15 protein-coding genes and 1 riboswitch are annotated in these 12,543 nt (G+C 67.4%); of the genes, 12 read left to right on the top strand and 3 right to left on the bottom strand.

The genetic code is table 11. The features are described from left to right. Positions 1 to 57: 57 nt before the first annotated feature. The 3 genes from NL241_RS11340 to NL241_RS11330 are packed head-to-tail and all read right to left on the bottom strand — an operon-like array spanning position 58 to position 2,411. Positions 58 to 885, bottom strand: a complete 828-nt coding sequence (locus tag NL241_RS11340) for an enoyl-CoA hydratase-related protein (RefSeq protein ID WP_494397572.1) — start codon at positions 883 to 885, stop codon at positions 58 to 60. A gap of 3 nt (positions 886 to 888) precedes the next feature. After that, positions 889 to 1,674, bottom strand: a complete 786-nt coding sequence (locus NL241_RS11335; RefSeq protein WP_494397571.1) for an SDR family NAD(P)-dependent oxidoreductase — start codon at positions 1,672 to 1,674, stop codon at positions 889 to 891. Then, a complete protein-coding gene (locus NL241_RS11330; RefSeq protein ID WP_494397570.1) occupies positions 1,671 to 2,411 on the bottom strand; it encodes a TetR/AcrR family transcriptional regulator in 741 nt (246 codons plus the stop codon). The genes NL241_RS11335 and NL241_RS11330 overlap by 4 nt, the downstream gene beginning before the upstream one ends. A 122-nt stretch (positions 2,412 to 2,533) precedes the next feature. On the opposite strand from NL241_RS11330, the gene NL241_RS11325 reads away from it, so the two are divergent. The 12 genes from NL241_RS11325 to NL241_RS11270 all read left to right on the top strand — a co-directional run bounded on the left by NL241_RS11325 (position 2,534) and on the right by NL241_RS11270 (position 12,452). Continuing rightward, positions 2,534 to 2,938: a TOBE domain-containing protein gene (locus NL241_RS11325; protein WP_494397569.1), complete on the top strand. Its 405-nt coding sequence runs from the start codon at positions 2,534 to 2,536 to the stop codon at positions 2,936 to 2,938. Further along, complete coding sequence (modA, locus tag NL241_RS11320) at positions 2,935 to 3,741, top strand: molybdate ABC transporter substrate-binding protein (protein ID WP_494397568.1); 807 nt, start codon at positions 2,935 to 2,937, stop codon at positions 3,739 to 3,741. The genes NL241_RS11325 and modA overlap by 4 nt, the downstream gene beginning before the upstream one ends. Further along, a complete protein-coding gene (locus NL241_RS11315; protein WP_494397567.1) occupies positions 3,738 to 4,550 on the top strand; it encodes an ABC transporter permease in 813 nt (270 codons plus the stop codon). Before modA ends, NL241_RS11315 begins: the two co-directional genes overlap by 4 nt. Then, positions 4,547 to 5,635, top strand: a complete 1,089-nt coding sequence (locus NL241_RS11310; RefSeq protein ID WP_494397566.1) for a sulfate/molybdate ABC transporter ATP-binding protein — start codon at positions 4,547 to 4,549, stop codon at positions 5,633 to 5,635. Before NL241_RS11315 ends, NL241_RS11310 begins: the two co-directional genes overlap by 4 nt. A gap of 24 nt (positions 5,636 to 5,659) precedes the next feature. Then, positions 5,660 to 6,073 carry an NUDIX hydrolase gene (locus tag NL241_RS11305; RefSeq protein WP_487696445.1) on the top strand — a complete coding sequence of 138 codons (414 nt, stop codon included), beginning with the start codon at positions 5,660 to 5,662 and terminating at the stop codon, positions 6,071 to 6,073. Positions 6,074 to 6,399: 326 nt separating this feature from the next. Continuing rightward, positions 6,400 to 7,152 carry a TMEM165/GDT1 family protein gene (locus tag NL241_RS11300; RefSeq protein WP_494397565.1) on the top strand — a complete coding sequence of 251 codons (753 nt, stop codon included), beginning with the start codon at positions 6,400 to 6,402 and terminating at the stop codon, positions 7,150 to 7,152. A 16-nt stretch (positions 7,153 to 7,168) separates the two neighbouring features. Then, a complete protein-coding gene (locus NL241_RS11295) occupies positions 7,169 to 7,558 on the top strand; it encodes a hypothetical protein (RefSeq protein WP_487696447.1) in 390 nt (129 codons plus the stop codon). Between the two features lie 6 nt (positions 7,559 to 7,564). Then, positions 7,565 to 8,131: a nucleoside/nucleotide kinase family protein gene (locus NL241_RS11290; protein ID WP_494397564.1), complete on the top strand. Its 567-nt coding sequence runs from the start codon at positions 7,565 to 7,567 to the stop codon at positions 8,129 to 8,131. Between the two features lie 31 nt (positions 8,132 to 8,162). Beyond that, positions 8,163 to 8,274: riboswitch (TPP riboswitch) on the top strand. 133 nt (positions 8,275 to 8,407) lie between these two features. Beyond that, the gene (locus NL241_RS11285; RefSeq protein ID WP_494397563.1) at positions 8,408 to 9,022 is read left to right on the top strand and encodes an ECF transporter S component; all 615 of its coding nucleotides are present in this window, start codon (positions 8,408 to 8,410) and stop codon (positions 9,020 to 9,022) included. Beyond that, positions 9,019 to 10,467 carry an ABC transporter ATP-binding protein gene (locus NL241_RS11280; protein WP_494397562.1) on the top strand — a complete coding sequence of 483 codons (1,449 nt, stop codon included), beginning with the start codon at positions 9,019 to 9,021 and terminating at the stop codon, positions 10,465 to 10,467. Before NL241_RS11285 ends, NL241_RS11280 begins: the two co-directional genes overlap by 4 nt. After that, complete coding sequence (locus tag NL241_RS11275) at positions 10,464 to 11,204, top strand: energy-coupling factor transporter transmembrane component T family protein (RefSeq protein WP_494397561.1); 741 nt, start codon at positions 10,464 to 10,466, stop codon at positions 11,202 to 11,204. Before NL241_RS11280 ends, NL241_RS11275 begins: the two co-directional genes overlap by 4 nt. A 414-nt stretch (positions 11,205 to 11,618) precedes the next feature. After that, positions 11,619 to 12,452, top strand: a complete 834-nt coding sequence (locus NL241_RS11270) for a mycofactocin-coupled SDR family oxidoreductase (protein ID WP_487696452.1) — start codon at positions 11,619 to 11,621, stop codon at positions 12,450 to 12,452. The last annotated feature ends 91 nt before the right edge of the window (positions 12,453 to 12,543 follow it).

The raw sequence follows: 12,543 nt of genomic DNA, 5'->3' as shown, positions 1-12,543 counted from the left end.
ACGACGCCCCAGACGCCCACCAGCATCCCGCTGCGGCGTCCCCTCAGCCGGCTCCGGTCAGGTACCGCGGAGCCAGGGAAAGCGCGAGACCTCCTGGCTCGCCTTGCCGTTGAACTCCGGCGGCCTCTTCTGCAGGAACGACATGATGCCCTCGGTGGCGTCAGCCGACCCGAACGCGTACGGAATGGTCGCCTTGTCGATGGCGAACGCCGCTTCGGGATCGCCCTCGGCGGCCATGACCACCAGGCTGCGCCGGATCACCGCGGCCGACACGGGCGCGACGTGCACCGCGATCTCGCGGGCCAGTTTCTCGGCGGCAGGCAGCAGTTCATCCCGGGGATGCACGCTGGTCACCAGCCCGGCGGCATGCGCTTCGGCGGCGTCGAACACGCGCCCGCTGATCATCCATTCCTTGGCCTTGGCCAGTCCGACGAGTTGCGGGAGGAACCACAACGATCCGCCTTCCGGGAACAGGCCGCGGCGGGCGAACACGAAGCCGAAGCGGGCGTCGTCGGACGCGAGCCGGAAATCGGCGGGCAGGGTCATCGAGATCCCCACCCCGATGGCGGCGCCCTGGATCGCGGCGATGACAGGCTTGTTGAGGTTGGTGATCGGGCGCGCCACCCGGGTGGCGGGCTCGTCCCAGTCCGGGTCGTCGACGTCACCGATGGACCCGTCGCCGGCCAGGTCCATACCGACACAGAAGTTGTCCCCGGCCGCTTTGAGGATCACCACCCGCACGGCGTCATCCGAATCTGCCTGCAACAGAGCAGCATTGAGCTCGTCAGCCATGTCGAGAGTGAAGCCGTTGCGGGCTTCGGGGCGATCGAGGGTGATCGACGCGATCGCATCGGACACCTCATAGGTGATCGTTTCGTACGTCATCGTCTAGAACCTCGCATATCCGCCGTCGACCAGGAGCACGTCTCCGGTGTGATAGGCGCTGGCCGGACTGGCCAGGTACACCGCCACACCGGCGAGATCATCGGGTCTGCCCCACCGGCGAAGCGGAACCCGGGGCAGCACACGTTGATTGAAGACATCCGACGACAGCGCCGCGTCGATCATGTCGGTGGAGATCCAGCCCGGCTCGACGGTGTTGGCCCGGATCCCGTGGCGGGCCAGTTCGACGGCGACGCTGTTGACGATCGCGGTGATACCGGCTTTCGAGGCGCTGTAGGCGTGTTGACGGGGCATGCCCTGACGGGCTCCCATACTCGAGATCACCACCAGGCTGCCGCCGGTCCCGGACTCGATCATCTGCCGGGCGGCCTCACGCAGAGTGAGGAAGACACCGTCGAGGTTGACGCTGGTGACCGACCGGAACTTCTCCAGGCTGGTGTCCAGCAGCGCAGTGACACCGCCGCCCACGCCTGCGTTCGCGAAACAGGAATCGAGGCCGCCCAATTCGGCGCGGACGCGGCTCATCGCCGCGGTGACGGCCTGCTCGTCGCTCACGTCCGCGGCGACCGCCAGCACCGGGTTGCCGAATTGTTCCAACGTCGCCTGTGCCTCGCCCAACCGTTGCGCGGACCGGCCGATGATCGCCACCGCCGCCCCGGCACGGGCCAGCCCCGAGGCGATGCCCAAGCCGATGCCCGACCCGCCGCCGGTCACCACCGAGACGTGGCCGTGCAGGTCGAAAGGATTGTCGGGATTCGAGATTCCGGTCAACGGGCAGAGCTCCTTGCTTGAGGTCGTCGAGTGGCGCAGGCACCGGTGAGCAGTAGTTCGATCATCCCGATCGCGGTGCGCGCCCGTGGCGGGCTACCGGTGATCATGTCGCTCCAGAGGAAGGATTCGGCCAGCCGCACGATCGCATAGGCCAGGTCGTCGAGGCTCACCTCTGGGCCGATCTCGGTCATGGCGTCGAGTTGGCTTGACACCCAGGCGATCAGATGTCCCTGGACGGTGCCGTAACTCGAAGTGAGCACCCGCAGGGCGTAGTCGGGATCGTCGGCGACGAATGTCACCAGTGGCGGAAAGTCCCGCACCGTCTCGGTGAGCCGGCCGTAGACGCGCAGGAAACGCTCACGCGGACCTCCCCCGCCGCGGTCGCGTGCCTCGATCCTGGCGATGGTGTCGGACATGATCTTCCAGGCGATGTCGCCGAGCAGCGCCTCACGACTGGTGAACCACCGATACAGGGTCGACCGGCCCACCCCGAGTTCCCGCGCCAGGGCCCGCATGTCGAGGCGCCGTCCATCCAGGAACCATCCGACGGCGACATCGAAGGCGCTGTCACGGGTGACGCGCACGACGGCCACACCGGCGTGGGACATATCTGCAATATGTCCCATCCGGTGGCGGTGGTCAAGCAGTGGTCGGCCGTCGGGCCACGGCGAACGCTGTTGGACGCCGAGCACGACCTCGGTGAAGCTCACCAGTGCCGGGTTTGCCTTCGGCCACACTTGATCGCCATCCTTTTCATCAGCGGCTGCATAACCCTCATTTCACCGCATATGCTTTCTCGAATAGGCTGTAAGTCCGCAAACACGGAACACGGGTAACTGCCGCCCCGGAGGGAGGACCGATGACCACGATCCGGATCAAGGACGCCGCGTCCCTGCTCGGTGTCAGCGACGACACCGTGCGCCGCTGGATCGACAGCGGCAGCCTCGCCGCAGCCAAAGACGAGGCCGGCCGCAAGGTCATCGACGGCAAGGCCCTCGCCGAGTTCGCCCGACAGCACGCCGCTCCCCCGCCGGACCCACTCGGCATCGCGAGTTCGGCACGCAACCGCCTCGTCGGCCTCGTCACCCGGGTGACCGCCGACGGCGTGATGGCCGAGGTGCAGATGCAGTGCGGTCCGTTCACGGTCGTTTCGTTGATGAGCCGCGAATCGGCCGAACAACTGGGCCTCGAACCCGGCAAGTTGGCCGTGGCCGTCGTCAAAGCAACCACCGTGGTGGTCGAAACCCCGAGAGGAAGTTCATGAACTCCAGGTCCGCCGTGCTGGTCGTGGCCGTCGGCACCGTCGCGTTCATCGCGGGCTGTTCCGGTTCCACCCCCGGCTCGCAGTCATCGCCGGAACCGGCCGGGAGCTCGGCGGCATCAGCCGAAACAAGCGGTGAGATCACGGTGTTCGCCGCCGCCTCGCTGAAAAACACCTTCACCGAACTCGGCACCCGGTTCGAAGCAGCCAATCCCGGGACCACAGTCAGCTTCAACTTCGCCGGCTCCTCCGATCTGGTCACCCAGATCACCCAGGGCGCACCCGCGGACGTCTTCGCCTCCGCCGACGAGAAGAACATGACCAAAGCCGTCGACGCCGGCGTCGTCGCCGGCGATCCGGTGGACTTCGCCACCAACACCCTGACCATCGTCACTCCGCCGGGAAACCCGAAAGGCGTTGTTTCCTTTGCGGATCTGGCCAAGCCGGATGTTTCGCTGGTGGTGTGCGCACCACAGGTCCCGTGCGGTTCGGCCACCGAGAAGATCGAGCAGCAGACCGGTGTGACATTGACCCCGGTGAGCGAGGAATCCGCGGTCACCGACGTCCTGGGCAAGGTCACCTCCGGACAGGCCGACGCGGGTCTGGTCTATGTCACCGACGCCAAGGGTGCCGGGGACAAGGTCGCCTCGGTACCCTTCCCCGAATCCGCCGAGGCGGTCAACACCTACCCCATCGCCGTTCTCGAGGACGCCGGCAACAGTGCCACGGCACAACGATTCGTCGACCTGATCACCGGACCGGATGGGCAGGCGGCGCTGTCCGAAGCGGGCTTCGCCGCTCCATGAGGGTGCGACGGTCGGCCGGTGGGCTGATCCAGGTGGGTCTCCCCTCCTGGATCTATCTGCCCGCCGCCGTCGGGGCGATGTTCGTCACCGTCCCGCTGATCGCGATCCTGCTGTCGATCGACTGGCCGAACTTCATCACCCTGATCACCTCCGAATCTTCCCGCGCCGCACTGATTCTGAGTCTGAAGACCGCCGCCGCCAGCACCGTGGTGTGCGTGGCGTTCGGCGTGCCGATGGCCCTGGTACTGGCCCGCGCGCGCTTCCCCGGACAGTCCGTACTGCGGGCCCTGGTGCTGCTGCCCCTGGTGCTGCCTCCGGTGGTCGGCGGTATCGCGCTGCTGTACACCTTCGGCCGTCAGGGTCTGCTGGGTCAGCACCTCGAGGCGTTCGGCATCCGGATCGCCTTCTCCACCACCGCCGTCGTCCTCGCGCAGTCGTTTGTGTCCCTGCCGTTTCTGGTCGTCAGCCTGGAAGGCGCACTGCGATCGGCAGGCAAGCAGTACGAGGACATCGCCGCGATGCTCGGTGCCCGCCCGACGACGGTACTGCGCACGGTGACGTTGCCTCTGGTGCTGCCCGGGCTGATGTCCGGCGCGGTCCTGGCCTTCGCCCGCTCACTGGGTGAGTTCGGCGCCACCTTGACCTTCGCCGGCTCGCTGCAAGGCGTGACCCGGACTCTCCCGCTGGAGATCTACCTGCAGCGGGAAACCGATCCCGATGCGGCCGTGGCCCTTTCACTGCTACTCATCGTCGTCGCCGCACTGATCGTGGTGGCGTCGGCCTCACGGCGACTGACCGGGCCACTGTGAGCAGGATCGAACTGCACGCCCGAGTGCACCTGCGCGACGCCGAGTTCGACCTCACGCTCGACGACGGCGACGTCCTGGCCGTGCTCGGCCCCAACGGGGCAGGCAAATCCACCCTGCTGTCGCTCATCTCCGGGCTGCTGCGTCCGGACTCCGGCCGCATCGTGCTCGGTGACACCGTGGTCACCGACACCGAGGCCGCCGTGTTCGTGCCGCCGCACGCCCGCGGGGTGGCGATGCTGGCGCAGCAGGCGCTGCTGTTTCCGCACATGAGTGTGGCCGCCAACGTGGCCTATGCCCCCCGCTGCAAAGGCAACAGCCGTGCCGAGGCCGCCGTGGTCGCGCAGCGATGGCTGGCCGCGGTGGACGCCGAGCACCTGGCCGGTCGCCGTCCCGCACAGCTCTCCGGCGGGCAGGCGCAACGGGTGGCCGTGGCGCGGGCGCTGGCCGCCGAACCGCAAGTCCTCCTCCTCGACGAACCGATGGCCGCCCTCGATGTCACCGCGGCGCCCGCGGTGCGCCGCCTGCTGCGCGACATCCTGCGCGACGGGCGCCGCACGGCGGTGATCGTCACCCATGACCTGCTCGACGCGCTGGGGATCGCGAACAAGGTGATCGTCGTCGACCGCGGTCGCATCGTGGAACGCGGTGCCGTCCGCGACGTCCTGGCCGCACCCCGCAGCGAGTTCGCCGCGCGGATCGCCGGAGTCAACCTGGTGTCCGGGACCGTCACCGGGCCAGGAGTCCTGACCACAGCGTGGGATGCCACGATCTCCGGCGTCGGAGCCGTGGACGCCAACACCGCAGCCGTCGCCCTCTTCACTCCGGCGGCGGTGTCGGTACACCTGGATGAACCCCACGGCAGTCCCCGCAATGTCATCCACACCACCATCGCCGAGATGGAGATCAACGGCGCCACCGTCCGGATCCGCGGCGCCGACCAACCCGACGGCAGCACCGGGCTGGCCGCCGACATCACCGCCGCGGCCGTCGCCGACCTCGACCTCGTCCCCGGCCGGCGGGTGTATTTCGTGGTCAAGGCCCAGGAGGTGCAACTCCTGCCGGGGCTGGACCCCGGACGTCCCTGACACCGCGCAACTACACTCACGGCCGTGCCCGGCCCTGTCATCAGCGTTTCCGCCGCGGTGATCGTCGGCGCAGAAAACCGCGTCCTCGTCGTCCGAAAGCGCGGCACCACGGCCTTCATGCAGCCGGGCGGGAAAATCGATGCCGGCGAGACACCGCTGGAAGCTCTTCGGCGGGAGGTGCGGGAAGAGCTGGGCGTCGATGTACCCCCGGCGCAGATCCGCGGGCTCGGCCGCTACGTCGCCGATGCCGCCAATGAGCCCGGCCACACGGTCGAAGCCGAGATGTTCTCGGTGACGCTGGACCAGGAGCCCCGAGCCTGCGCCGAGATCGCCGAGATGGTGTGGATCGACGCGGAAGCGCCCGGCGACATCGAGTTGGCGCCGTTGACGCGGGATGTAGTGCTGCAGCTCGTGCGCGAAAGGTGTTGCGGCACTTGATTCCAGCGGAGTTTCAGCAAACGTCACAGAATTTTCAGGGTAACCGAAGTCTGCCGGTAGTACATCCAAAACTATTGATACGAACCATCTTTCGTGCATCTCGGTTTGCAATACCCGCGAAGCTGTGCCAATCTGGGAAAAGCGAAGGGGAGTAGCCCCCCAATCGGGTAGTCGACATACTGGCGCTGCGGGTCACCGCAACGCCCGGTTACCCGGACCGGCAGTCAGCCGGTGGGCGAGACCTTCGGCCGTACAGACCGCATTGGTTGCCGGCCGGAGGCATCTGTTGATCCCCTCCGGCAACCACCCGAACGAGGGGTTGTCCCGTGCTCTCCGCTCTCCTGTTGAGCTTCGCCGTCATCTTCGTCGCCGAGCTCGGCGACAAGACCCAGCTGGTCGCGATGACGTTCGCATTGCGCTACCGCTGGTGGGTGGTACTCGGCGCGATCACGGCGGCGACGACACTGGTCCACGTCCTGTCGGTCGCGATCGGGCACTACCTGGGCGCCGCGCTGCCGACGCACCTTCTCGGCCTCTTGGCCGGCGCGATGTTCGTCTTCTTCGGCCTCTGGACATTGCGCGGCGACAGCCTCAGCGACGAAGAGAAGAGCCGGGCCCAGCGGGCCACCGGTGCCGCATTCTTCGTGGTCACCTCGGCGTTCTTCCTGGCCGAGCTCGGCGACAAGACCATGCTCGCCACCATCACCCTGGCCGCCGACAACGACTGGCTGGGCGTGTGGATCGGATCCACCCTGGGCATGGTGGTCGCCGACGGGCTGGCGATCATCGTGGGTGCGGTCGCCGGCAAGCACCTGCCCGAGCGGCTCATCCAGATCGGCGCGGCGGTCCTGTTCCTCTTGTTCGGCTTCTACATGCTGCTGGAGAACATCTTCACCAGCGCTCCGATCTGGGTCATCGCCCTCGCCACCGCGGCCATCGTCGCGCTGTGCGCGGCGATGCTGCGCGCCCTACCCGAGCGATTCCGGCCGGCGGTGCTGAAACCGCAGGACACCTCCCCCGCCGTCGGCGAGACTGAGCAGGCATCCGCCGCCGAGGAGCCTACGCAGAACCGGATCTGACCAGGGAAGGGACGTCATGACGACAGTCGCCGAGAAGCCGAAGACCGCACCCTGGCTCGTCTTTTCCCGATTCCTGGCGCTCGCCACGGTCGCCGTGGTGGCCGTCCTGTTCGTCACCGCCGGGTCGGTGATCCAGGCGGGCGAATTCCTGGACATCCACGGCGGGGCTGCGATCGCCTTGCACGTGGTGACGGGTGTGCTCACCGTGACGCTGGCGGGCTTGGCGCGGCAACGGCGTCACGGCTGGTGGGCGGCGGCCCTGGCCCTCGGGTTGTTCGCCTTCTCCTTTGTCCAGGCCTACCTCGGCAAGGGTCACACCCTGAGCGTGCACGTCCCCGGCGCCCTGCTCATCACGGCCGCCTCGGTCTGGCTGACGGTCTGGCTGTTCTCCCGCCCGCGCAGCTGAGCTGCGGTGACACTCGACGAACTGGCCCGGCACCTGTGTGCCTCCGGGGTGGTCACCGTATTGATCGACGGACGTTCGGGGTCGGGCAAATCCACCCTGGCCGACCAGTTGGCCCAGCGCTGGGCCGGCAGTGTGGTGGTGCGCCTCGATGACATCTACCCCGGCTGGGACGGCCTGGCCTGGGCGGTGGACCACGTTCACACCGAACTGCTGCAACCGCGCAGCGCGGGTGATCCAGCGCGCTGGAGGCAGTGGGACTGGACGACGAACACCCCCGCCGGGTGGCGTCCGGTCACTGCCACCCAACGCCTGATCGTGGAAGGCGTCGGCACCCTGTCCGCCGGCAACCGGGCACTGGCGGACATCGGCATCTGGATCGACGCCGACGACGAGGTGCGCAAGCAGCGGGCATTGCGGCGCGACGGCGACACCTACCGTCCTTTCTGGGACCGATGGGCGGCCCAGGAAGAGACCCTCATCGCCCGGCATGACCCCCGCTCGGCCGCGGACTACCTCGCCACCGGGACCCCCGACGGCACGGATTGGTGCTTCACCAGCACCCACCCGGTATAGCAACTCCTGTGTGTGTGGACTAGCTTGGAGCACGGAACACCACGGGAGTGCACACCGAGTGCGCTGAGAGGACGGCTGACCGGCTGTCGACCGTACGAACCTGACCGGGTAATGCCGGCGTAGGGAGATGCACGTGAACATTGCCTGTCACGTAACACCCATCTGAGCGCCCGTTTCGGCGCCGCACTGCCACGGTCGCAATCGCCGTGCTCGCCTTCACGATTCGTCGCTGCCCGGTCCGTGCACGAATCTCAAATACTCAGTACGAGGAGTCTCATGTCCCATCCGACCTCCGACACCCGTCGCCCCGTGCGCTGGCGCGTCGTCGACATCGTGGTCGCCAGCGTGCTCGCGGTGGCCGCCGGCCTGGTTTTCGTCTTCTGGAACGTCGCGTCCAATCCCATCGCCACCCCGTTGAACGCCGTCCTGCCCGGCCTGCAGGCACTCGCGGGCGGCGGTTGGCTCTTCGCCGGCGTGCTCACCGCGCTGGTGATCCGCAAACCCGGCGCGGCCCTCTACGGCGAGTTGGTGGCCGCCACGGTGTCGGCCCTGGTCGGAAACCAATGGGGCGTGTTGACCATCGAGTCCGGCCTGGTGCAGGGCCTGGGCGCCGAACTGGTGTTCGCGCTGTTCCTCTATCGCCGGTGGAACCTGCCCGTGGCCACCGCCGCCGGCGCTGCCGCCGGTCTGGCCCTGGCCATCAACGACCTGATCCTCTGGTACCCGGGATCGACCACCACCTTCGCGACCATCTACACCGCCTCGGCAGTGGTCTCCGGTGCCGTCCTGGCCGGGGTGCTGTCCTGGTTCGTGGTCCGGGGCCTCGCCAAGACCGGAGCGCTCAGCCGCTTCGAGTCCGGAAGAGTGGTCGCGAGTCCCGCGCCTCGATGACACCTCGTCTCGGTGGCGCCGACGTGACGGCCGCCGGGTGGGGCTGGCAGCACGCCGGTCAGAGCCGTTGGGCGATAGAGGATCTGGAGCTGCACGTCGCGGCCGGAGAACGGGTGCTGTTGCTCGGACCGTCGGGGTCGGGGAAATCGACCCTGCTGCACGGTCTGGCCGGGCTGCTCGGCGGCTCCGAGGAGGGGCACCAGGCGGGCAGCCTTCTGATCGACGGCGCCGCACCGGTGCAGCAACGGAACCGCCTCGGAATGGTGCTGCAGGACCCGGACTCACAAGTGATCCTGTCCCGCGTCGGCGACGACGTCGCGTTCGGCATGGAGAACTTCGCCGTTCCCCGCGACCGGATCTGGCCGCGCGTCGACGCGGCGCTGCGGTCGGTCGGCCTGAATCTCCCTGTCCAGCACAACACCTCAACGCTGTCGGGTGGGCAGAAACAGCGGCTGGCGCTGGCAGGTGTGCTGGCGATGAGCCCGGGCCTGCTCCTGCTGGACGAACCCACCGCCAATCTCGATCCCGACGGGGTGATCGAGGTGCGCGACGCCGTGACCGCGGTCGCCGAACTGACCGGTGCCACCCTGATCGTCGTCGAGCACCGCACCAAGGTCTGGTTACCCGTCGTCGACCGGGTCATCGTGCTCGGCGCCGACGGGGCTGTGATGGCCGACGGCCCACCGGAACAGACCATCCGGCGCGAACGTGATCACCTACTGCAGTCCGGTATCTGGATCCCTGATGCACCGGTCCCCCACCTGAACCGCACCCCGCCGCCCGTGGGGGAACCTCTGCTGGCAGCGACGGACCTGTCGTTGGGGTACCGCGCGAATCCGCCGCTTCGCACCGGGCTCGACTTCGGCATCTCGGCGGGGCGGGTCACCGCGGTGACGGGCCCCAACGGCGCGGGTAAGTCGACACTGGCCCTGACCCTCGGAGGTCTGCTGCCACCGCACGGCGGCGCACTCGAAGCACGCTCCGACTTCGCGCCGTCGCCGAAGAACCGCGAACCCGCCCGGTGGCGCTCCAAGGATCTGCTGACCCGCATCGCCAGCGTCTTCCAGGATCCCGAGCACCAGTTCCTCACCCCCACCGTCCGTGACGAGCTCTCGCTGGGGCCCAAAGCCCTCAAACTCGGCCAGGCCGAAATCGATTCACTCGGTGACGCGCTGCTGGACCGACTGCGGCTGAGTCATCTGGCCGACCGCAGCCCGTACACGCTGTCCGGCGGTGAGAAGCGCCGCCTGTCGGTGGCAGGCGTGTTGATGACGCGGCCCGACATCATCGTCCTCGACGAGCCCACGTTCGGGCAGGACCGTCGTACCTGGGAGGAACTGATCCACCTACTGTCCGAAATCGCCGACGACGGCAGCGCTGTGGTGGCGGTGACCCATGATGCGGAATTCGTCGACGTCCTGGCCGACGACCGGATAACGCTGTGATCAACCCTGTCGCGAAACTGCTGACAGCCGGGGTCATCGCGTTGGCGCTCGTGCTCAGCGTGGACTGGGTGTCGGCGCTGACAGCCCTGGTACTGGAGATCCCGTTGTTCGTGGCACTCGGTGTCCGGTTGCGGCCGTTCGTGATTCGTGGCGCGGTCATCACCGGCGCGGCCGCCCTCACCGCACTGACCAACCTGCTCTACGGCGAGCCCCGCGGTACCGTGCACTGGCATTTTCTGCTGATCACCGTCAGCGACGGTTCCATCGAGCTGGCCCTGGCCATGTTCCTGCGCGTGCTGGCCATTGCGCTGCCTTCGGTGCTGTTGTTCATCGACGTCGATGCCACCGAGCTGGCCGACGGACTGGGCCAGGTGCTCAAACTCCCCGCCCGGTTCGTGGTCGGCGCCATGGCCGGTCTGCGGCTGGTGGGACTGCTACGACAGGACTGGCAGTACCTCGGGCACGCCCGCCGCGCCCGAGGGGTGGCCGATCAGGGCCGGATCCGGCGCTTCGTGGGCCAATCGTTTGCCCTGCTGGTGTTCGCGCTGCGCCGCGGGTCCAAGCTCGCAACCGCAATGGAGGCACGGGGATTCGGGGCCTACCCCACCCGGACCTGGGCGCGGCCGTCGACCTTCGGACCGCGAGAACTCGCCCTGATCGCCGCCGGCGTGGCCATCGCCGCGGCGGCCATCGGCGTCTCCATCGCCTTCGGCACCTGGAATTTCGTCGGGAGCTGAGGGCGGGTAAGACCTTTCCTCACCGCTCTCACGTCCTGTACCGCCACGGGAGGCGAAAGCGCAACGACAGCACTGCGATCCGGGCCTCGACGACAAGAGCCGGCCGGTGTCGGGCGCCGGAGGTGTCGGACCGAGTGTCGCCGCAGGCGATCGACACAGGCTGCGTGCATGCAGTAGCACGTGCCCGAGGACGCGAAAAGGTCATGGCATATCCGTTCCGGTGATGCTTTGGTGAATCGTATCACCGCAGATCAGACCGTACTAGACCTAGTGTCGCAAGAATCTTGGTGATACGATTCACCGACATCGGCCAGTGCATGCCGATGCACTCCACTCCACAGGTCAGGCCACACGCTTGTGGCCGCGATGTGCGTTGCGTGGAGTTCATCTCTCGATATCAACAGGAGTTTCGCCATGGGACAGTTGGACGGAAAGGTCGCATTCATCACCGGCGTCGCCCGAGGACAAGGGCGTTCGCATGCCCTGACGCTGGCGCGCGAGGGCGCCAGCATCATCGGACTCGACGTCTGCGCCAAACCCTCGACGACGCCGTATCCGGGTGCCACCGAAGAGGATCTCCAGGAGACCGTGCGCCAGGTCAAAGAGATCGGCGGCCAGATCTTCGTCGACATCGCCGATACCCGTGACTACGCCGCGGTCCAGGGGGTCTTCGATCGAGGAATCGAACAGTTCGGCCGCGTGGACATCGTGCTGCCGAACGCCGGCATCTGCTCGGGGGCCAAGACCTGGGAGCTGAGCCCCGAAGACTGGCGGGAGATGGTCGACATCAACCTCAACGGCGTCTTCCACACCGTCAAGGCGGCCATTCCCACGCTGATCGCCCAGAATGAGGGCGGCTCAATTGTTTTCACAGGGTCCACCGAGGCCCTCAAGGGCGCCGAGAACATCTCCTCCTACGCCGCGTCCAAACACGGCGTCACCGGATTGATGACCTCGCTCGCACGCGAACTCGGCCAGTACAACATCCGGGTCAATTCCGTGAATCCCACCTGCGTCGACACCCACATGATCAACAACGACTTCGTCTACGGCCTGTTCCGGCCGGACCTGGACAAGCCCACGCGCGACGATGTGACCGACACGTTCACATCCACGCATGTCCTGCCCGTCCCGTGGATCCAACCCCAGGATGTCAGCAATGCCATCCTCTACCTGGTGACCGAGCCCGGCCGGTTCATCACGGCCACCCCGCTGGTCATCGATGCGGGCTTCATCGTGAAGTCCTGATCGTCGGCGCCCTCGGACCGGCCCTCTGCGGCGATTCATTCGACGCAGAGGGCTAGGCTGTCTGGCGGCCTGTGAGGTGAAAAGAGAGCAG

Source organism: Mycolicibacterium sp. SMGY-1XX (assembly GCF_059132455.1).
The sequence above is the reverse complement of the archived record's forward strand: the minus strand, read 5'-3'. Positions and strand labels throughout refer to the sequence as shown.